This is a genomic window from Sphingobium chungangianum (assembly GCF_977014255.1).
In genome coordinates this window covers 93337-113957 of the sequence record NZ_CDRNIV010000005.1, presented here as the reverse complement: position 1 = coordinate 113957, position 20621 = coordinate 93337, and the positions used below count along the sequence as shown (strand labels likewise).

The window sequence follows — 20621 nt, the reverse complement described above, 5'->3', positions numbered from 1 at the left end:
CATTTACCCCCACGTATCAACAATCCTGCTTCACTTGGGCGGGGCAGGTAATAAATAGCTCCTGCAAAATGATGTTATAAAATTGCGCGGGGAGTAGAATGTGGTGAGCAGGAAGCTCGAAAGCGGCGCGCAATCCAGATAGGAAGGCAGTGTAACAGCACTATTTCGTCTCGTAGCAGGAAACAGCCATGCCAAAAATCGGAGAACATTTGCGCGAACTGCGCCGTCGGCGCAACCTTGGGATCCGCGTGGTGGCAGCGAGATCGGGCCTGTCACACTCGACAATTTCATTGATCGAAAGGGACCGCATGAGCCCTTCTGTCGACACTTTGAATGCAATCCTTGAATCGCTCGGGACCACCTTAAGCGGCTTCTTTATCGACTTTCAGCCCCTACTCGGTCGCCAACCTTTCTACCGCGCGGCAGATCTCGTGGAAATTGGAAGAGGCGATGACATTTCATTCCGTGTCGTGGGAGCCGATTTCCCAGATCGCAACATCCTCGTCATGCACGAGCGATATGCGCCGGGCGCGAATACGGGTGAGACTTTCTCGCACAAGGCACAGGAATGTGGGATCATCATTTCAGGGGCGATCGAGCTTACCGTGGGTGAACAAACGGCGGTGCTTAAGGCGGGCGATGGATACTATTTTGACAGCACTGAGCCGCACCGTTTCATAAATGTTCATGACGGCGTCAGTGAAATCGTTAGCGCAGTAACGCCGCCTACATATTGAGAGGCGGAACAGCGTGCGATCCGAACCCGTCTCAGTCGTCTAACACGGCTCTTTTTCGGTGAGAATTATCACCATCGACGGACCGGAATCTTGCGGGGGCGAGAATTATGGACGATCCATAGTGCGCGCCTGATCAATGCCTCACCGCGGGATCGTCTCCCTCGCCTTATCGAAAGCACAGTCATGAACGTATCGCTGTCTAACGGCCGAAATGACACTTTTCTTCGACCGGTTGCCGAGCCTCAGATCATCGAGAATGCCTTCACCGAAGACCAGCGCACCAGGCTGTTCGACGTCCTGCGCCGTGAAGGCCCCTGGTCGCTGATCCTTGCGCAGGAATTCACCTCGCCCGAACAGGTCATCGCCGCCACGTCCGGCTCACTGCCAGAGGGGGTCGAGGTCACCTGGGACATGTTCCTCAGCCCTGTATTCCGGGCAACGCTGGGACAAGGCCATGCCAGCCTTTATCCCGAGATCGAAGACTGCTTCCTCAATACCAAATTTCTCGATCTGGTCAGAGGCTACTGGCAGGCCAAGTACGCTACGCCGAACCTGATGCTGGTCAATATCCAGGGACCCACAGAAGCGGGCGGCCCGCCGCATGTCGATGGCACTGATTTCCGCGGCATCAATTACCAGAATTCACCGTCGTGGCTGATCGGCATCATGACCAAGTCCGGGTTGTTCCGGCGCTGGCAGGCCAAGAAGGCCCAAGTGCTGACGTGGTACTACAAGGGCCAGATCGGCGGCGGCTTCACCTACTGGCCAGATGGCCCTTCGGGCCAGCCCAAGCAGCTATACGCGCCGATGTGGGGTCGCGCTGCGGTGGTGGAAAACGAAGTCATGTATCACGGCGCCAATGCCTGCGGTCCGGAAGATCAGCGCCGGGTCGATGGTCTGGCGATCAATTCGGTCATCCAAGGTGATCCAGGATCGGATGGATGGCGCATCACCACGGACGAAAAGGTCGTCCACCGCCTGTCAGCAGACGAGACGCGGCTGCTGGTCCACTGGGGCGCGGATATCTACATGGACATGACGGAGATGAAGGTTGCGCTCGACCACAGCGACGATCTGACGCAGGAGCAGGTGTTCGACATCTTCATCTCCGACCTTCGCGCCAAGGGGCAGCCGTTCCAGATGCCCAATGATCCGCTGAACGATCCGGCGTTCACGATGCTGCTGAACAATATTTACGATCCGGGCCTGCCCACGATCATGCCTCCGGAATATGGCATGGCGGCAGAGTAAGTCATCGAACTCGACCTCCAAGTGCAGCCCTCTTGGGCGCGCCGGGAGGTCGACGTACAATGGCATTTTGCAAGAAAGGGGAATTCCCCCGTTTGCCAAGCCGTTGACCGGCGATCGCATGAAGGGCTGCAGATTTCATCAGGTTGGCGCCATCATTGGCAGGCCGGTTTCATCCCATCGGCCCGTATGCGGCGACCGGAGGCCTGCCGCTGATCATTGGGAAAAAGCGTCGCTAATCCGAACACGACGCCCCCACTGCCAATTAGTTTTATCGACAAGCCATCGTGAGCGGGGCCGAGCCAACACCGACCGCCTTGAACATTCTATCACCGAAAGACGACCAGACATGCGCAACCACACAGCGAATGCCGCCAGCGACATTGCGGCACATCTACATTCGTTTACCAACCTAGCTGCGCATCCGGAAACGGGCCCATTCACCGTCACGCGTGGTGACGGCGTCTTCGTGGAAGATGATCAGGGGAACCGCTACCTTGAAGGCGTGTCGGGATTGTGGTGCGCGTCGCTCGGGTTCAGCAACGCCCGCTTGGCCAAGGCTGGTAGTGACGCCTTGTACCAGATGCCATATTACCACACGTTCAATGGGCGATCGAACCCAGCCGCAATCGTGCTTGCAGAGAAGCTGATTGCAATTGCGCCCGTGCCGATGTCGAAAGTGTTCTTCGCCAACAGCGGCTCGGAGGCGAACGATACTGCGGTGAAGCTCATCTGGTATTATCACAACGCCATTGGGAAGCCCGAAAAGAAGAAGATCATTGCCCGGCGCAATGCGTACCACGGTGTGACCGTGGCCGCGGCGAGCCTGAGTGGGCTCGTCAACAATCATCGCGACTTCGATCTTCCGCTCAGCAATATCTTGCACACGGATTGCCCGCATTACTTCCGCTATGCCGAACCAGGTGAAAGCGAGGAAGACTTCGCCACCCGCCTTGCAAATAGTCTCGAAACGATGATCCTGAACGAAGGCCCTGAGACCGTTGGCGCTTTCATTGCTGAGCCTCTAATTGGCGCGGGTGGGGTTCTTCCGCCACCGGCCACATACTTCGACAAGGTGCAAAAAGTTCTCGCGAAATATGACGTGCTGTTCATCGCAGACGAAGTCGTATGCGGTTATGGACGCACTGGCGAGATGTTCGGGTCGAACACCTACGGCATTAGGCCGGATATCCTCACCACCGCCAAAGGCCTGTCCTCTGGTTATGCACCAATTTCTGCGGTGCTGATAAACGAGAAGGTCTACGCCGCAGTTGCAGCCAATAGCGGCAGCATCGGTATCTTTGGCCACGGCTTCACCTATTCGGGACATCCGGTGAGCTGCGCCATCGCGCTCGAGACATTGAAGATTTACGAAGAAGATGATGTTGTTGGTCATGTGAAGGCTCTGACGCCCCGATTCCAAGAAGCGCTTCGCGGGTACGAAGGGCGCAAGTATGTTGGCGAAGTACGTGGCATCGGCCTGATCGGTGCTATCGAACTATACGCCGACCCTGCAAACCGCATCTCATTTGACCCAGCGATGAGGGCTGGCACCCGCCTTGCCGACATAGGTCTGACGCAAGGACTGATCGTGCGCGCGCTGGGTGACACGATCGTCTTCTGCCCACCCCTCGTCATAACGTCGGACGAGCTCGACGAACTCTTTGCCCGGTTTGAGCGCACCATGGATCTCTTTGAAAATAGCATTGGCCAGGAGCAGCGCATGGCTGATAGTTCAATCGCACCAGCCTGAGCGGCGCTAGCTGATTGCATATGAGCGCCATAAGCTGACGGATCGCCCCATTACTCGCTCGCGTGTGGCGGGACCAAATCCTGATAAGCCCATGACACTTCCCCCCGGACCACAACGGCGCGGGGGGAGACGCGCGCGGGGAGACGACCCCACCTTGCCGTTCTGTCGCCAATTCTCGATGCGCAACTCCGGATAGTCGGCTATTCGAACGGTCACGTCAAAGATGGCCGGCTTTTGAATGTCGCATTCGGAGAAGCGGAGGCAGGAAAGCGGCCGCTCGCTGAAATGAATTCCACTGACTGCTGCCGCCCAACTCAAGCCGTTCAGCGGCCCGGCCAGTAAACAGCCGTTTGTGTCCAGCGAGAGCCTCATGGGATTTAACGCCTTCCAGACCAGCAAGCGTTCTTCAAAGGGCCAATCTGGCCGCTAGAAAATGACCATGGAGCCCGCCGGGTTCTGACGCTTCCTGCCGAAGATCACCGGAACTGCCTAATTTAGGAGCGGCAAGGCGACTGCATCCGCCATCACCTTGTAACCGGCGGCATTGGGGTGAAGGTGATCACCGGAATCCAGATCCTGGCGGAGGTAGGAGGGCCTTTGCGGATCGCGGGTGGCGGCATCAAAGTCGATCACGGCGTCCGGTTCGTTCGAACTACGCATCCACTGATTTGCAGCTTGGCGGATCGCTTCTTTCTCTGGCGTATAATAGTCGGCCCCGGCAAAGGGCATGATGGTGCCCATAATGACTTTGACCCCCTTCACATGTGCCCGGGCGATGATCTGGCGATAGCCTGCAATAAGATCTGCGACATCCAGTGGTGGATTTTCGCCGTACATTGTTCGTCCGGACAGGCCGATGTCATTGATGCCTTCGAACAATATGATGTGCGTCACACCTTTTATATTTAGAGCATCCCGATCGAGGCGAGAGAGCGCAGATCTACCGAATCCTGCAGCCAGCACCCTGTTGCCGCCCAATCCGGCGTTCAGGATAACGGGCGCGGCACCTGACTTGCTGTAGTCCAGACGGCGCGCCAGCTCTTCGGGCCAACCCCGCGTAGCTCCCGGCGTGCTACGATTTCCATCCGTGATAGAATCCCCCAGCGCAACGATGACGCGATGAGAATGGCTGGACAGCACCATCGCTCCGCTAACAAGGGGCCGCCCAGAAACAAACTGAGGATTTTCCAGACTTTCGTTGCCGGTCTGGTCTCCCGGTGCGACACTCATCAGGGTTGAACCGAATGGTTTGAGTTGAAGCGGCTCCGCGAGCATCGTGCTAACCACCAGAGCCGTACCCTCGGAAACCGGCAGATCAACGGGGTCACTCAGCAGCGGCGCCCCTACAGGAACCATCGCGCTACGCCGTCCGCCAAAGGTCAGCGGACGCATGGAGCCTTGAACCATGTCGAATCCATCGCCGGCACGTCCCACCGTCGCGGCCGTGAGCGACAGAGGAGATGTGCCCTCTTCATTGGAAATCCTGATGCGAACCTGATTGCCGCCCGCGACGACGGCGAAACGGACCCGGATCGTGCCACTGACCGGCGGACGCTCCGTCAGAAATGATTTGGCAGATTCCGGCAGCTCGATGTGCGGCGGCAATTTCAGATCATAATCGGCGGGGCTGGATTGAAAAGCATCAACCCATGCCCCTTGCCTGGCAAAAGCAGTAGAGGCGAACGATAAGGCAAGCAACGACAGCGCAAATGCGCGTTTGGTTTCAAAACCGCCCATCAGATACTCTCCAAAATACAACGGGATGATGTCACGCTGTGTAATTAAAAAATGGAACCAGCCATACAGGATGGCTGCTCCCGAGAGGAGATGATCATAGAAATAGAGCCGGCGCGGTGAGCGCGGGCGGCAATGCCGACAATTAACGTTGCGCGGGTTCCTACTGACATGACCTCTCTCCGCTTTACAATAGCACCGCTTCTTGGAGCTATCTTAATGGAGCCACCTAGCTCTCAGGGTCCGCCTATGGCCGAGAAATGCGATCCAAGACGTGTGTCGGCGAAGATCGAGCTTCGGGCGGGCCCCGATGACAGGGTAAGTGACTGGCTGGCGGGGTGAAAGCTGCAAAGACCGTTGTTAGCTATGCGCATCCCGCATATCTAAGGTGGCTGCCCTCTAGCAATTCACGACAGCGACCCGCCAGTGCTGAACATCTAGACTGGAAAAGGGGACCGGCAGGAGCCAGGAATGGCGCGCAGCGGCCATCCGCGCTGTCGCAACCAGGACCACTATTCAACCCTGCGCTATTTCATCTTCACTGCTTGCGGTCCATTCAGCGATGCTGGCCTCCTGACCGATCAGTGCAAGGCCGTGGGCGATGGAGGTCAACTCATTGCCACGCGCAATGTGGCTGGCGGCGAAGGGTTCCTCAAACAAGCGGCGGACGGCGGCGATCAATGAGGAGCCGCCGGTCAGGAAGACATGGTCTATCGCACCCGTGCCGATGTCGCGCGTCCATCAGCGCGCATCTCGTATCCCGCCGAACCAGCCGGAAGCTAAGTCCCCATAGGATAACCTGCTGGAATCGCGGGTTCCTGCATGGAAGGCTTTCGTACGCAAGCGCCCGAAACCCTTCACCTTTGTCGCCGTTCAGGGACCAATTTTCGAGCCTCAGGTGCAGATCTTCCGATTTCCGGCCGCTCTCGACCTGAGCGGGGCACTCAAATCCGATGACACGACGTCCGACCCTGATTTAGGCTGCCGATCATTGTTGCTTCGTTGCGATGGTTCAGCCGCCAGGGAAGCGTCGGTCAGCGCCGACCTTGGAGGCATTCACTGCCTGGAAGGTCCCAGCGGGTCTTATCGACGATATAGACGAGCCGGAAGGTGCCTCGGTTCGATTGCGCATTGCGCAGAGGGACGTCGCCAAGCGCGATCCCCCAAATGCGGTCGAGCCGAACGCGGGTGCTGAAGAATAAAAAGAGGGCCGACCTTAGGTCGGCCCTTCAGGAGTTTCTTCTAGAGCGGTTTTCGATCAGTCTGGATCATAGCCGCACGAGCTGAAGTAGTTGGCACATTCGGCGGGCTGGAAGATGTCGACGAGCCTGCCGATGAGGCCCCAGAGGCCGCTGACGGTGCGCTCGCCTGCTTTTCGGAGCATGGCCTTGAGGCGAGAGAAAGCCTTCTCGATCGGGTTGAAGTCGGGGCTGTAGGGCGGCAGGAAGCGCAGCGCTGCCCCTGCCGCCTCGATCCGGTCGCGGACAGCGGGGCGCTTGCCCAAGCGGAGATCACCACCCCCTCTCGCCGCAGCAGGATGTGCAGCCGACGATAGCCAAACCGGCGGCGCCGCTGCGCAAGCTCACGCAGCTTCGACCGAAGGTCGGCATCATTTTCCCGCTGTGACCGGTAGCGCATGCTCTTCCGGTCACGTCAGAGTCCATCTTGCTGGCGGGTGCGGCCATTTTGCCGACGCACGCCTAGGCACAAGCGCCGGCAAGCGACAGATACGAAAGCCGGGGACCTAACGGACATTATGGTCACGGCCTCCGAGACCGAAGAGCGGCTCCAGGGTGCGGCGGTTGCAGTGACCGCACCCGGCTCAGAGTAACCTCAAGCCCAATCCATGGTCGATCTGCGCGACGTGGTCCCGCTTCACGCTCAAGGTCTATTTCTCAAATATCGGTTCGGCCAGCCCCCACCAGGCGGCTGTGTTCATCCGTGACATCGGCCAGGCCGAGGCGATGATTACAGGCGACCGCCTGGGCGGCAGCGGCGGCTGGGGTGTTTGGACGCCCAGTTTGGGCTCGCCTACAAAGTAGGGTCGCGACTGAGGCTCCGCCCCCAACGACATTATTTAGAATTGAAATTGCACTCGTAGACATAGAAGTTTGAGAATTCTCGAAAGGGCGTGGTCCCGATCGACGCTTTGGCGCCGCCGAACGCACGCCTGTCTTGTTGCGCCCTTGATTGAAAGCAAAGGCGATCAACGTGCACCAGGCAGAGCAAGCCGATGGCGACCGCCGAGTAACCCCGGCTTCCTTAGTTCCGGTCAAGCCGGAGAAAGACGACGTCAAGAGCGGAACGTCTTTATTATGTTGACAGGACTATGATATGAGTGTTCTATATCAAGCAGAATAACTACCTATTGGGGGAGACCGGTCGATGTTGATGAATCAAAGGAGCTTTCGCTCAGTCCTTCTTGCGAGCGCTCTGCTCCCGTTCACCGCGACGGCGGCGTTCGCGCAAACGGCGCCAAACCCCGCGTCTGCAGCGTCCAGCGCTGCAGACGTGAGCGACATCATCGTCACGGCGAACCGCCGGGCGGAGCGGCTTCAGGACGTGCCCATCAGCGTCACCGCCATCAATGCGGGCACATTGCGGGACCGGGGGGTCAGCAATCCTCAGGAACTCACCAAGCTGGCGCCCACCCTCACAACTCAAAATGGCGCCGCGAACGCACAAGGCACCAATTTCTCGATCCGAGGGGTGGGGACGTCCAGCTTCCAGCGGACGATCGAGGCCAGTGTTGCGGTCGTTGTGGACGACGTCACCCTGATCCGCCCGGAGATGGCGGTGATCAACTTTGCCGATCTGTCGCAAGTGGAGGTGTTGAACGGTCCGCAAGGCATGCTGTTCGGCAAAAATGCCTCTGCCGGCCTAGTCAACATTCACACGAATGATCCGAAAATCGGTGTCACAGAAGGACGCGTTTCCAGCGAGTACGGCCTGCTCAATACCGGAAATGGAACCTCGCTGTTCCAAGTACGAGGCATGGGCAACCTTGCCCTCTCGCCTAATTCGGCCGCGCGCATAAATTTGTCTTACGTTCGGAATACGCCTATCTTCGAGAACCTCGGTCCGAACACCGCCGCGGAGGCCGGGCTGGAGCAGGTGGGCGGCAACCTAAAATGGGCATGGAAGCCCTCCGATCGCCTCTCGATTCTCTTCGGAGCCGACTATCTGGACTCGCGCGGACAGGGTGCCGGTTTGGCCAGCTTCCGTTCGATCGCTCCGGGAAGCCCGGCACAAGCGATCGTCGACGCCGTCGGGATCGAGGCTGGCCCCCGCAACACCCAGTTCGCCAACGATGCACCGCTTTTCAATCACGTGAAAGTCGGCGGCGCGCAGGTTAAGCTCGAATATGAATTCGACAGCGGGCACACAATCACGAACATTTTGGCTGCTAGGGCGTTCAGTGTTGAGCAAGCGTTTGATGGGGACGGCACCCAGATAAGCCTGGCCGAGCTTTTTAGCGAACCGAAAAAGTTCAAGCAGCTTTCCGATGAACTTCGTATCGCATCGCCCGTGGGCGGGGCTTTTGACTACCAAGTTGGTCTATTTTTTCTTAAAGGCCGCGTCTCCCAAGGATATCATCTTGAAGCCAGTCTTGGCCAAACACCGCCGCCCGGTTTCACCACGATATTGGGTGGCACCGGCTACCAGCGCCAGTTGCTCGGCAGTTATGCTATATTCGGACAAGCTTCTTATCGGCTGACCGATGCATTGCGCTTCACCGCTGGCGGCAGGCTCACATATGATACAATAGACATGCTCTACCATTCGGAAGCAAATGGATCGGTGATGCAACTGATCCCGGCGTCACCCGTCATGACCGCCAACCGCAACAATACAAATTTCTCGTGGCGCGGGACGCTGCAATATGATCTGACTCGCGACTGGATGATCTATGCGACTGCGGCTCGCGGTTACAAGGGGCCCGGCTTCTCCCAATACACGTCGACCTATGTTCGGCCTGAAATTTCCGACCACATCGAGCTTGGAAGCAAGTCCCAGTTTTTCGATCACAAACTTACGCTCAACGCATCGGTATTCCAGACCAAATTCCGTGACTTCCAGGCGCAAGTGCTTAATCCCGCAACGATCTCGTCCGTTGTCTTGAACGCCGGAAAATTGCAGACCAGGGGCGCGGAACTTCAGCTCGCTGCCGATCCACTGCGGGGCCTTACCCTCAGCGGCGGCGTCGCCTACGTCGATGCCCACTTCGTTTCGTTCACTGGTGACCTGTGCTATCTTGGCCAACCCGATTGCGTGGGTGGCGTCACTGACTCATCGGGGCGGGTCCTTCCGAACGCGCCCAAGTGGAAGGGGACGGCGGCGATGCAGTACAAGCATCCAGTCTCCGATCGGCTGACCGCGACATTCAATGCCGCCGTTTCTGCTCAGTCCGGAATCAACTTCGCATCGAACGGCAACCCCGCCACCGTGCAGAAAGGCTACACGACCCTGGACATTGGGGTAGGGCTGACCGGCGACGATGGCCGGTGGACATTGAGGGCCTTTTGCCGCAATTGCACCGACACCCGATTTGTTACCTCCGTCTCAAGTAACGCGCTATTTCAGACGGATTACGCCCAAAGCATGGGTTATCAGTCCTTCAGACAGATCGGAGCAGCGCTGGATTTCGCGTTCTGAGTATGTAGGGACGAGCTGCTGACGACGGGCCGATGCCGCGCAACATCACTAGTTGCGCGGCATCGCTTGGTGACCGGGGCTGGGCGTATGACGGCGGCGACGCCAACCGTATGCGGTAGATTGTTGCCCACCTTTTCCGCCGTCCTATACTTTTCATCCGGGCCTTGCACCCCGATATCCGTTCGGGCCTGACGGAAAAGAAAGGGAGAGCCCACTCTGGCTCGGTCCCTCAGCGACCGGCATAATCGATCCGACCCCTTCCGCCTGGTCCGGGGTGGCGACCCTGGATCAGGCATCGCATCATGACCCAAAGAAGGCGAGCATCACGAGCGAGACGTGGCGATGCCAGCCATGACATGACCGGGTTTCGTCGTGATCGAGGCCAAGCTCGTTCTTGGCGGCCTCGAAGCTGTCTCGATTGCCCAGCCACGACCTCGACGGAAACGAGCGTCTGGATGTCTGTCCCTGCGGGCACCAGGTTGTGAAGAATGCAAGATCGCCGTCGCCCATATTGCGGCGGATCAGAAGCCGCGGGTCCAAACCCCGACTTCATTTCATCATATTCATCAGCTTCGAGGTCGGCGAGTTCACAGTAAAGCGCAGTCGTGAAGCTGTGCGCCTTTGGTGCCTTCGCGGACGGAGAGGCGCAGCCAGACATCGGGAGCAAGAGCATTAGCGATCTCCTCCGCTTTACCGGCAACCATGGGTTTGCCCGCCAGAGCCGAAGCTGGCTCGGTGGCGAAGGCTACATTTTCTGGAACATGGGTCGCGGCAAGCTTTACCGGATCGCCAACCCAAAGCTTCGGTAAGATGGGCTTGCGGTTCGACATGGGTTTGATACAGGCCCAGGCGCCACGCGCTGCGAGAGTAGCGCGCATGGCACTGCCGTCGTAGGTCCGGTCGGCCAGCATGACACAGCCTTCCCCAAGGTCTTTGAACAGATCTTCTGCCATGGGACAAACTCCTGGGTCTAAGCAATCAACTTCTCCCACAGGGACCATTACCGCCAGCCCGAAGGCGTTAGTCGAGCGTCAGCGAGTTCGTTCAATCCCGCTTATGGGCATGCGACCGAGTAAAAAGAAAAGAGCGCGGCGGCCATCTGGCACGCTGCGCTCTGGCAGGTCATAAATAATAATTGTTCAATCGCGCTTGAAGCTTAGAAGCCCACGTCGAGCGCAAGGCCAAGTTGGCGGAAGCCCCCATAGCTCAAGTTCTGGATATAGTCGCTAGCGAAAAACGGATGGCCCTGAACTGTAGCGACGTAGCGGCGGTCGGTACAGTTGCGGCAGAAAGCGCGGAGGCTCCAATTGCGCGCGGTCGGGGTCAGGGTAACGCCCAGATCAAGCGCCGTATAGCCCTTCTGTATCGAACTGGGATCTGCGTTCGACAGGAAATTATAGGAGGATTGCGATGTCACGCCAACATTGAAGATGGCGGCGAAATTGTCACCCAATGGTTGTTCGTAGCTTATGTCTGCGATTGCTTTCCACTTTGGCGCGTTCGGCAGTCTACGACCAGAGGAGTCGGTCGCGCCATTCACGCAATCGACTTGTCCCACATAGCAGGTGTCCCCCTTGAAGGAGATGAAGCGGGCATCTGTATAGGCGACGCTGGCGTTGAACGTAAGGCGGGATGTCGGCCGTGCGATGACCTGTATTTCCGCGCCCCGCGTGCGCAACTTACCCGCATTCTGCAACAGGAACGACAGCGTCGTGAAATCGATGCTCTGGGCCTGGAAATCCTTAAAGTCCGTATTGTATGCTGACAGGTTGACCGTCAACTTGCGATCGAAAAACTGGGCCTTCGACCCGATTTCGAAATGGGTCGAAATTTCGGGCCGCACGTAGGAGAAGGAATATTGCGCATAACCTGGCCCCTTATATCCGCGCGCGGCGGTGCCATAGATCATCCAGTCGTTGTTCAAGTCATATTGCAGCGTTGCGCGCCCCGACAAGTTGGTTTCACTACGGGCCTGCTGGCGATCAGGAGCGACCGGATACAAGGATAACGCGCCACCGCCTGCTGTATTTTCATAGCGCATATTGATGGTTTCATGGGTCAGACGAGCGCCTGCGGTCAGGCGCAGCCTGTCCGTGAAGCGATAGGTGCCCTGGCCATAGACGGCATAACTGCCAAGCTTCTGGCGCCAGAAGCTATCGCTTCCCAGCACGGTCGCGAAGCCTGGGGGTGGCGTTTGACCCAAAGATGCCGCGAGCAGATTGTCCTCCCGCACTCGCGCCTTAAGCAGAAACAGTCCGGCCTGATAGTCGAATTTTCCTCCCGCGGGGGAAGCGAGGCGCAGTTCGTTGGAAAATTGATCGGTAGTGATGCCGCCGCCGAATACCTGTACCAGGGGCAGAGGGCTATAGTCGGCGTCAAACTGCTGGGACGTCTTGAACCCACGGTAGGCCGCGATGTTCGTGATAGTCAGGCCGCTATCCAGTTCATAGGAAATCTTGGCTTGAACCCCGCCGACCTTTAGGTTGTAGAAGGTCGGTCCATCATAGGCGCTCTTGGAATTGTTGGTGCCGGGCGTGATGCCGAGCGTGGGAAGCAATTGAGCCAGAGGACTGGCGGACGCGACACTGCGGAAACTCGCGACGCCGCCACCCGCACCGCGGGAATCCAGATAGTCGCCCGCCAGCAGCACGGTCAGGCGGTCCGTAGGCTTCCACAACAGCTTCGCAGATCCGCCGACCTGCCGCAGGCCACCATCGAAGTCGGAATTGGGCACGACATTCTTCTGAAGCGATGAATTCTTGACGTAGAAGCCGTTGATTCTTGCCGCCGCGTCGTCAGACAGCGCCAGGTTGGCTATGCCCTGCACACGGAATAATGATGTGTCGTTGGCGTTATCCAGCTGGCCATATTCCGAAAAGATGCGGCCAGAATTGGTCCCGATCACCGGATCATTGGTTCGGATGTTGATAAGCCCCGCGGATGCATTCTTGCCAAATAGAAAGCCTTGCGGTCCGTTCAGGACTTCAACTTGAGCAAGATCGGTGAAATTAATGACACCCAGTTCCGAACGGATCAGGGTCACATCGTCCAAGACGACAGCGACGCTGGGCTCAACTGACCTCTGGAAGCTGGAGGTGCCGACACCGCGTATGGAAAAGTTGGTCCCTTGGGCATTCGCTGCGTTATTCTGGGTAACGAGGCTGGGCGAAATGCGGCTCAGATCTTCCGGATTCTTGACGCCGCGCTCGCGAAGCGTCTCGCCGGCGACGGCGGTGACGGTGATCGGAACGTCCTGAAGCCTCTCCGACCTCCTGTTTGCCGTCACGATGATGTCTGCACTAGACGGGCGGGAATTTTCAGCTGCGGTAGCTGCTTGGCCTTCTGAAGCCCCGCCCTCCGTACTCGAAGATATTGGCTCAGCCATTGCAAAAGTCGGCAGCAACGTGCCAGCCGCGGCAGCGCATAAGATGCTAGTGCGCAATCTCATAAACCCTCTCCCACTTTTATACCAGATTATCATACAATGGAATTTAGTTTCTGTCAACATATTCGATGGAATGGATTTCATGTTACCGGCAGGCTGCCGCCGCATTCAATCACTTGACCATGGCACGATGGTAAATATATTCCCCAATAAGCAATATGCCGCATCGACACCCGCCTCGGGTAAGGTCCACCCATTGATTAGATCAATCGAGTAAGGCGCAAGGGCCACCGGGGTAGGTTGCTCTTTATATGAAAGCGTTATTGCATATAACCACATAGTAGGAATTTACATTCTACACGAGATCGATGGTCGTCTGGGCGAGACAGGCTCGATGTGCAACTCGGAGAAGTGCAAGTGGCACAGGCCGGCAACGCGCGCTATTTGATGGAAACGAGGATGTCGAATTACCGAAATAAGACTGGAACAAGAGATTACAGCAGGCATCGGCGCCGGGAACAGTATAGCCTCAGCCTCAGCCCATGGCCTGCGTCCATCGATGATCGGCAAGGGTAATTGTTACGACAATGCCTCCGTCGAGATGTTTTTCAAATCCCTGAAAGCGGAACTCATCTGGCGGCAGCGCTGGCCAACGCGGCATCAGGCGAAAGCTGCCATATTCCAGTACATCAATGGTTTCTACGACACCCGTCGCCGCCATTCATATCTAGGCGGCATCAGCCCGCTCGCCTCCGAAGCCAAGGTGGCTTAATGAGATAGGTGACCGGCACAAAACCGGTACAAGTCCAGGTCCGCCTTTTCCATTCGGACTACCTCGCTTGCTCTGTTTCCTGAGCCCGCAAAATAGGAAGTGCAGCCTCGGCCGCTTTTTGCACATGCAGTCGGCACGCAGCGGCGGCGCCTTCAGCATCCCTGCGTTCGATCGCATCGACGATTGCACGCACCTCTTCGATCGTATGCTTGAGCCGCCCCGGTGCCGAAAGCGAGTAAGCGCGAAGCTGTCGAATGCGATGAAGGATCGTCGTCAGCATCTGTGACGCGTAGCTGTTCCCACAACCGACGAGCAGGACATCGTAGATCTGCTGCTTGATGGCCAAGAGCGCCTCTTTGTTGTCGGTTGCCCCTGAGCGAGAGAGCCTTTCGAACACTGCGCGCAGCACCGCTCGATCGCTTTCGATCGCTTTGCGCGCGAACTCATGTACCACCAAGCCCTCAAGCTGGGCGCGAACTGCGTAGACGTCCTCGGCTTCGTCGGCTGTCAACATCGCAACAATCGGCCCGCGGTGCGGACGCTGCTCGACCAGGCCCTCCGCCTCCAGCAGCCGGATTGCCTCTCGGATGATCTGCCTGCTAGTTCCAAACGTCTCCATAAGGGCGCGGTCAGACAGGTGCGTGCCCGGCGGATAATGACCAGTCACAATCGCGTCCCGGAGCGCATCCTCGACTTGCCGGCGTACCGGCATAGGCTCAACCCGACGGGGAGCGCCACTCCCGAAAAACGTCTTAGGTTCCGCCACGCCTTTCCCCTCTTCCTTCACGCCATAGTTGCAGACAATCCGATAAATGCCGATGCACCATCTGCTGTTGAACAGTCAACGTTCATCACTCGGTTGCCGGTCAGCCCTTGAGTGTCGCCAAGTACCGATTGATCTCAGTATGATCGGCACCATCCTGAAGCTGCTCTCGAGCGGCGGCCCAGAGCGAAGCCATGAGGTGCAAAGTGGGCGAACGGGACTCCATTGCGTCCGACAAACCGGCCGCGACGCCGAGATCCTTCGCCATCAGTGCGAGCGAGAAACCGCCTTGGTAGGTGCCTGACAGGATGAAGGGCTTGATCTTGTTTTCGGTGCTGTTGTTGCGCCCGGTGGAGGCGTTGAGAATGTCGACCATCTGCTCGGGGTCGAGTCCGAACTTCTTACCGACTACGATCGCCTCGCACGTGGCTGTCAGGCCGGCAGCCGACACAAAATTGTTCAATGCCTTCATGGCGTGACCTGAACCGAGCGGCCCTGTCTCGAAGATGGATTGGCCCAAAGCTTCCAGGACGGGTCTTACGCGAGCCACATGTGCGGTATCGCCGCCAACCATGATCGCCAAAGAGCCTTCGGCTGCACGTTTAACGCCACCGGAAACCGGGGCGTCGACCATCTGCAACCCGCGCTTGTCGAGTTCCTTGCCGAGTTTACGAGTGTCGGTGGGACTTGATGAAGACATGTCGATCAGCACCGCGCCGTCCAGATGGTCGGCCAGCGAGCCCAGTGCCACCTCGTTCACGATCGCTGAGTTCGGCAGCATCGTAATGACGGCTTGTGCCCCATGCGCTGTCAGCTCCGCCCTTTCGCATGCCCTGCCACCGGTTTCCTCAAGCTTCTTGCGGGCGCCTTCGGATAGGTCGAAACCCTGGACCAGATAGCCTGCCTTGATGAGGCGCGTCGCCATGGGCAGGCCCATCGCGCCCAGTCCGACAAATCCGACGATCGCGGGTGCTGCGATTTTCGGGCTGTCAGTCATTGCTGATCAAGCCCATCTCAACGAGCACCTCGGCGGCGAGACGAAAATGTTCGAGCGATGCCGGCAGACCGACATAGATCGCGCTCTGGAGGAGGATTTCCTTGATCTCGTCCGCGGTCACGCCGTTGTTGATGGCGCCGCGGACGTGGACCTTGAATTCGTGGTGACGGTTCAGCGCCGTAAGCATGGCCAAGTTGACCATGCTGCGTGCCTTGCGATCAATGCCCGGACGCGACCAGATGTCGCCCCAGCAATATTCCGTCGCGAGCTTCTGGATTTCCATGTTGAAGGGTGTCGCGGCGTTAAGCGAATTTTCCACATAGGCATCGCCCAGCACCGCCTTGCGGATTACAAGGCCCTTTTCAAACTGCGGTCCTGCGTCCTTGAACAAATCAATCACTCTTGGATCCTTTCCTTATTGAACGGGCGATCGGGCCCAGGCAGCGAATGCACGAGCGCCTTGCTGAAGCCAGCCCAGCTATGTGGCGCCCGAAGCAACCGCGGCGTGCGGCTGAACGATTGATACCTGAGGCGCAAGGCACCTCACCTGAACGACCTAGGGCTTCGATAGTTGTCCGTCAATCCGCTTGACCGCTAGTTAAGCGTGAATATAGAAGGCGGATGATCGAAGCGGCGGAGGCTAAACCAGCTCTGTCTTGCGCGCCGAGAAGGTCCATAGACTACTCATCAATTCCGCAGCAATTTGCTGCGAACGCCAGAAGGAAAGCAGAGATGGCTCAGTCCAAAGTAGCCCCGAATGAGTCAGCCGCGATCAACCCGGCTACAGGTAAAGTGCTCACCCGCTATCCCCACCAGACCCCCGATGAGGTTCAGATCCTGCTGGACCAGTCGATCGCTGCGTTCAGGATCTGGCGAGACGTGGAGCCGGCGGAACGGGGGAGGCTCTTCGGCAAGCTCGCCGGTGTCCTGCGCAAGCGAACCGACGAATTCGCGATTGCCATGACCCGTGAAATGGGCAAGCCGATCACGCAGGCGAAGGCCGAGATCGAAAAGTGCGCAACGCTGTGTGAGTGGGCGGCCGCCAAAGGCGCTTCGCTGCTCGACGATGAGCCCACCGAGATTGAGGGGCAGGCCGCTTATGTTTCCTATCTGCCGCTCGGTTCGATCCTCGGCATCATGCCGTGGAATTTCCCGTTCTGGCAGGCCATGCGCGGCATTGTTCCGGTCGTTCTTGCGGGCAACGCGTTCATCCTGAAGCACGCGCCGAACTGTATAGCTACCGCCTACAATGTCGCTTCGGTCTTCGAGGGGGCTGGCGTGCCCAAAGGCCTGATCTCGGTCCTGAACGTCGCCCAAGAGGACATCGAAGCGATCATTAACGACGATCGGGTTGCTGCGGTCTCCCTCACCGGCAGCGTGCGCGCGGGTTCCGCGGTTGCGTCGCAGGCAGGTCGCGCGATCAAGAAGACCCTGCTCGAGCTGGGTGGTTCCGATCCGTTCATCGTCCTCGCCGACGCCGACCTCGATCGCGCCGTCCCCGCCGCCGTGCTTGCCCGTTTCCAGAATTCCGGTCAGATCTGCATCGCCGCCAAGCGCATCATCGTGGAAGAGTCGATCGCAGAGGAATTCTCCACGCGCTTCGTCGCCGCTGTGAAAGATCTCAAGGTGGGCAACCCGGAGGAGGAAGATACCTACATCGGCCCGATGGCGCGTATCGACCTGCGGGCGGAGCTCGCAGACCAGGTCAAGCGGACGGTCGAGAAAGGCGCCAAGGTCCTACTTGAGGGCGGACCGCAAGATGGCGCGGATGGCACGGCCTTCTTCAAGCCGGTGATCCTGTCGGGCGTCGAGCCAGGCATGGCGGCGTTTGAGGAGGAGACGTTCGGTCCTGTCGCCTCGATTACCATCGCGGAGGATGCCGAAGACGCGATCCGTCTCGCTAACCAAAGCGAGTTCGGCCTCTCGGGAGCGATCTGGACGGCGAACGTCGCAAAGGCGCGCAAATATGCTCGCCGTATCGAAAGCGGGGGCGTGTTCATCAACGGCTTCGCCGCTTCCGACCCGCGCACTCCAATCGGCGGCGTGAAGAAGAGCGGCTATGGTCGTGAGCTGTCGCACTTCGGCGTTCGCGAATTCACCAACGCGCAGATCGTCTGGATCAACCGGCATTAAGAGCCTGCTGTAGTCGCCCAACCCCCATGAACTCATCGTTGCGATCGCCAATAAGGACGCACGGATCATTTTTGCAGTGTTGCGATCTGGCGATCACTACCGGGCCGCAGCCTGAGGACCCGAACCATTTTGCGAGTGGACGGAGAAATGGACTGGACTGATCGAGCCGACGCGCGACGAATCCGAGTTGCCCCGTCTCCGGCGTCACCCATACGTCAGTAACGTCGTTCACCTTGGACGCAGGATGCAGTGGCCGTCTGTCCGCATCGACCACGCCGGGGCCAAAAATGAAGAAGGCGGGCCAGCGCCCGCCTTCTCTATGTCGTGCCTGCGCACGTCCCGCGCTCGCCGACCGAACGAAGGATTGCGGAGCCCTCCACAGACTTCGCCCCCTTTCCGCCTCCGCTTAGGTCGTAAACTCATAAAATGGCTTGAGGATTGGCCATTTGCATGATTCAGGGGCCTCCAGATTTGGAGGGTTTGATGGCACGGCGGCGGTATGAACTGACAGATCGGGAATGGGCGATTATCGAGCCCTTGCTTCCCAACAAGTCGCGCGGCGTGGCCCGGGTGGATGACCGTCGAGTTATCAACGGGATCATGTGGCGCTTTCGCTCGGGAGCGACGTGGGCCGAAGTGCCCGAGCGCTATGGGCCTTCGACAACCTGCTACAATCGGTTCGTCCGCTGGCGCAAAGCCGGGGTGTGGGACCGGCTGCTGGCAGCGGTTTCTGCCGGATATAATGGCGAACTGGTGATGATCGATTCCACCTGCATGCGCGTCCACCAGAATGGTGCGACGGGCGAAAAGGGGGAGGCTGCGATCGTGGCATGGGACGTTCCCGGGGCGGCCTTACCAGCAAACTCCATGCTCTTGTCGATGCTGACGGACGCCCTGTCAGCCTGAGACTGACAGGCGGGCAGGTCCACGACGCCTGTGAAGCCGAGGCGCTGATCGAGGCCATCCCCGAAGGCGCAACCCTGCTGGGCGACAAGGGATATGACAGCGATGCCATCCGTGAGGCCGCTGCCGCCAGGAACGTTTGGGCCAACATTCCCAATCGATCCAACCGCACGCAACGCTTCGCTTTCTCGCCATGGCTCTACAAACAGCGAAACCTCGTCGAGCGCTTCTTCAATCGCATCAAACAGTACCGCGGCATCGCGACCCGCTACGACAAAGACCCGGCCAACTTCCTCGCCGCCATCAAGCTCATCTGCGTTCGCCTCTGGTGCAACGCGTAATGGGTCTACGCGCTAGTGAGATATTGGTGATCCGCTTCTGGTTCAGCACGTTACGCGCGAGACCGGCAACTACCCATTTTGATTTGGGGCCTGGCACACCGAGGAAAAGGTTGAGTAGTTCATGATCACGGTAGTCAAAATTTACCTGATCCAGATGAAAACCAAGACGGTAGGTAAACAACGCACGGACGAACGGTGTATAGACTCCGATCGGGAAGTGAACTTAAATGGGCAGGCGCGGGACACGCTCCTCGTGGGCGACGCGCCATATGCCATGCTCCGAGTCAGCATCTTCATGTCGACGGCGGCCTATATGGTCGGTACCCATCATGGCGGAAAGTTCAGCGGAAGACTCCCGCTGCGTGTGCCGAACCTGGGGACCTGTGTGTTTTCGGTCGGCAAGGGCAATAATTACAAGCACCCGCGTAGGGAGATCAGCGCCACGCAGAGCCGGCGGGCTGGGATATTCTTTACAAGGGGGACGTCGGCGGCGGGAGGCGCGGCGACAAATCTCTGCCCTAGCGGCTGGTCACCTGCCCATAGCCATCGCTCGCTGCCCGGAAGAGGTCAGAGGGGAGTACCGCCCATCCCTCCGTTCCGGGAAGGCCCAAAAACCGACACCGCCGCGTCAGCAGCGCCCGCACGGGATCGTCATCGACCTTAACGGACCCTGCAGTTCGGGCCATCCCCTCTTTATCCCCGCACCGGCCCCGGCTTGCGCGGCGAGCCAAAACTTTCCATCCTGCCCACGATGACCCGTAAGCGCGGACGGATCTACCCGGTGAATCGCGGGAAACAAGTGGCTGCCCATTTCCAGCAGGAACACCGGTATCGTTATCGCCCAGGCAATCCAGAAGCGCCGGGTCATGTCGATGAGCTCGGCGTTTGGACCAGTCTTCGCAGTGACCATTTCCGGCTCCAGCGCCAGGCCGCAAATCGGACAGGGGCCAAGATGATCCTGCCTCACCTCCGGTTGCATCGGGCAGTCCACATCGCACCCGGAGCGGCGGCGTTGGCGCGGAACTAGCGATTAGGGTCGACAATGAACTTGGTTCGGCAACTTGCGCTGCAGAACTGATAATCCTGCCTTCCGTGAGCCCCCCGATGCGCCGTCGCAGCCGGATCGGCGGCCATGCGATGTGCCTGTGGATGGCAATGACCCACTGCATCGAGACTATCACGAAGTACAGGAATCGGGA

13 protein-coding genes and 5 pseudogenes are annotated in these 20621 nt (G+C 58.5%); 7 read left to right on the top strand and 11 right to left on the bottom strand.

Features of this window, described 5'->3' with window-relative positions; genetic code table 11:
- The first annotated feature begins 188 nt into the window (after window positions 1–188).
- The 3 genes from ACWNC0_RS06490 (at window position 189) to ACWNC0_RS06480 (ending at window position 3738) form a co-directional block, all read left to right on the top strand.
- Window positions 189–737 carry a cupin domain-containing protein gene (locus tag ACWNC0_RS06490; RefSeq protein WP_449470430.1) on the top strand — a complete coding sequence of 183 codons (549 nt, stop codon included), beginning with the start codon at window positions 189–191 and terminating at the stop codon, window positions 735–737.
- Between the two features lie 183 nt (window positions 738–920).
- Complete coding sequence (locus tag ACWNC0_RS06485; protein WP_449470428.1) at window positions 921–1988, top strand: hypothetical protein; 1068 nt, start codon at window positions 921–923, stop codon at window positions 1986–1988.
- A gap of 346 nt (window positions 1989–2334) precedes the next feature.
- Window positions 2335–3738: an aminotransferase gene (locus ACWNC0_RS06480; RefSeq protein WP_449470426.1), complete on the top strand. Its 1404-nt coding sequence runs from the start codon at window positions 2335–2337 to the stop codon at window positions 3736–3738.
- Between the two features lie 489 nt (window positions 3739–4227).
- On the opposite strand, the gene ACWNC0_RS06475 is transcribed toward ACWNC0_RS06480, so the two are convergent.
- The 4 genes and pseudogenes from ACWNC0_RS06475 to ACWNC0_RS06460 form a co-directional block, all read right to left on the bottom strand.
- Window positions 4228–5475: an SGNH/GDSL hydrolase family protein gene (locus tag ACWNC0_RS06475; RefSeq protein ID WP_449470424.1), complete on the bottom strand. Its 1248-nt coding sequence runs from the start codon at window positions 5473–5475 to the stop codon at window positions 4228–4230.
- Window positions 5476–5988: 513 nt separating this feature from the next.
- Window positions 5989–6189: pseudogene (locus ACWNC0_RS06470) on the bottom strand (Hsp70 family protein); the annotation flags it as partial.
- Between the two features lie 541 nt (window positions 6190–6730).
- A pseudogene (locus ACWNC0_RS06465) lies at window positions 6731–6970 on the bottom strand (transposase); the annotation flags it as partial.
- Between the two features lie 13 nt (window positions 6971–6983).
- Window positions 6984–7122: pseudogene (locus tag ACWNC0_RS06460) on the bottom strand (IS3 family transposase); the annotation flags it as partial.
- Window positions 7123–7983: 861 nt separating this feature from the next.
- On the opposite strand from ACWNC0_RS06460, the gene ACWNC0_RS06455 reads away from it, so the two are divergent.
- The gene (locus ACWNC0_RS06455) at window positions 7984–10128 is read left to right on the top strand and encodes a TonB-dependent receptor (RefSeq protein ID WP_449470423.1); all 2145 of its coding nucleotides are present in this window, start codon (window positions 7984–7986) and stop codon (window positions 10126–10128) included.
- A 312-nt stretch (window positions 10129–10440) separates the two neighbouring features.
- Here the strand turns inward: ACWNC0_RS06455 and ACWNC0_RS06450 are convergent.
- Window positions 10441–11027, bottom strand: a pseudogene (locus ACWNC0_RS06450) (IS701 family transposase); the annotation flags it as partial.
- A 257-nt stretch (window positions 11028–11284) separates the two neighbouring features.
- Window positions 11285–13414: a TonB-dependent receptor gene (locus tag ACWNC0_RS06445; RefSeq protein ID WP_449470421.1), complete on the bottom strand. Its 2130-nt coding sequence runs from the start codon at window positions 13412–13414 to the stop codon at window positions 11285–11287.
- Between the two features lie 640 nt (window positions 13415–14054).
- On the opposite strand from ACWNC0_RS06445, the pseudogene ACWNC0_RS06440 reads away from it, so the two are divergent.
- Window positions 14055–14285, top strand: a pseudogene (locus ACWNC0_RS06440) (IS3 family transposase); the annotation flags it as partial.
- 58 nt (window positions 14286–14343) lie between these two features.
- Here ACWNC0_RS06440 and ACWNC0_RS06435 read toward each other — a convergent pair.
- The 3 genes from ACWNC0_RS06435 to ACWNC0_RS06425 all read right to left on the bottom strand — a co-directional run bounded on the left by ACWNC0_RS06435 (window position 14344) and on the right by ACWNC0_RS06425 (window position 16445).
- Entirely contained in the window at window positions 14344–14997 is a 654-nt protein-coding gene (locus ACWNC0_RS06435; protein WP_449470420.1) for a GntR family transcriptional regulator, read from the bottom strand.
- A gap of 154 nt (window positions 14998–15151) precedes the next feature.
- Window positions 15152–16045, bottom strand: a complete 894-nt coding sequence (locus ACWNC0_RS06430; protein WP_449470419.1) for an NAD(P)-dependent oxidoreductase — start codon at window positions 16043–16045, stop codon at window positions 15152–15154.
- Window positions 16038–16445: a carboxymuconolactone decarboxylase family protein gene (locus tag ACWNC0_RS06425; RefSeq protein ID WP_449470418.1), complete on the bottom strand. Its 408-nt coding sequence runs from the start codon at window positions 16443–16445 to the stop codon at window positions 16038–16040. The genes ACWNC0_RS06430 and ACWNC0_RS06425 overlap by 8 nt, the downstream gene beginning before the upstream one ends.
- 221 nt (window positions 16446–16666) lie before the next feature.
- Here ACWNC0_RS06425 and ACWNC0_RS06420 point away from each other — a divergent pair, with 221 nt between their 5' ends.
- Window positions 16667–18178, top strand: coding sequence for an NAD-dependent succinate-semialdehyde dehydrogenase (locus tag ACWNC0_RS06420; protein ID WP_449470417.1), 1512 nt, complete (start codon window positions 16667–16669; stop codon window positions 18176–18178).
- Between the two features lie 483 nt (window positions 18179–18661).
- Window positions 18662–19422, top strand: a protein-coding gene (locus ACWNC0_RS06415; RefSeq protein WP_449470415.1) for an IS5 family transposase whose coding sequence is annotated in 2 segments (ribosomal slippage) — window positions 18662–18998 and window positions 18998–19422 — 762 coding nt in all. Because the reading frame shifts where the segments join, the coding sequence is not laid out codon by codon here.
- Between the two features lie 518 nt (window positions 19423–19940).
- On the opposite strand, the gene ACWNC0_RS06410 is transcribed toward ACWNC0_RS06415, so the two are convergent.
- Together ACWNC0_RS06410 and ACWNC0_RS06405 are read right to left on the bottom strand one after the other, a co-directional pair.
- Window positions 19941–20108, bottom strand: a complete 168-nt coding sequence (locus tag ACWNC0_RS06410) for a hypothetical protein (RefSeq protein WP_449470528.1) — start codon at window positions 20106–20108, stop codon at window positions 19941–19943.
- The gene (locus tag ACWNC0_RS06405) at window positions 20051–20401 is read right to left on the bottom strand and encodes a hypothetical protein (protein WP_449470414.1); all 351 of its coding nucleotides are present in this window, start codon (window positions 20399–20401) and stop codon (window positions 20051–20053) included. The genes ACWNC0_RS06410 and ACWNC0_RS06405 overlap by 58 nt, the downstream gene beginning before the upstream one ends.
- Window positions 20402–20621: the final 220 nt, after the last annotated feature.

Bases quoted from the DNA above. Each gene is read 5' to 3' on its own strand.
- ACWNC0_RS06480 (WP_449470426.1), top strand. From the start codon at position 2,335: ATGCGCAACCACACAGCGAATGCCGCCAGCGACATTGCGGCACATCTA.
- ACWNC0_RS06435 (WP_449470420.1), bottom strand. From the start codon at position 14,997: ATGCCGGTACGCCGGCAAGTCGAGGATGCGCTCCGGGACGCGATTGTG.
- ACWNC0_RS06430 (WP_449470419.1), bottom strand. From the start codon at position 16,045: ATGACTGACAGCCCGAAAATCGCAGCACCCGCGATCGTCGGATTTGTC.
- ACWNC0_RS06490 (WP_449470430.1), top strand. From the start codon at position 189: ATGCCAAAAATCGGAGAACATTTGCGCGAACTGCGCCGTCGGCGCAAC.
- ACWNC0_RS06420 (WP_449470417.1), top strand. From the start codon at position 16,667: ATGATCGAAGCGGCGGAGGCTAAACCAGCTCTGTCTTGCGCGCCGAGA.
- ACWNC0_RS06485 (WP_449470428.1), top strand. From the start codon at position 921: ATGAACGTATCGCTGTCTAACGGCCGAAATGACACTTTTCTTCGACCG.
- ACWNC0_RS06405 (WP_449470414.1), bottom strand. From the start codon at position 20,401: ATGCAACCGGAGGTGAGGCAGGATCATCTTGGCCCCTGTCCGATTTGC.
- ACWNC0_RS06475 (WP_449470424.1), bottom strand. From the start codon at position 5,475: ATGGGCGGTTTTGAAACCAAACGCGCATTTGCGCTGTCGTTGCTTGCC.
- ACWNC0_RS06410 (WP_449470528.1), bottom strand. From the start codon at position 20,108: ATGGCCCGAACTGCAGGGTCCGTTAAGGTCGATGACGATCCCGTGCGG.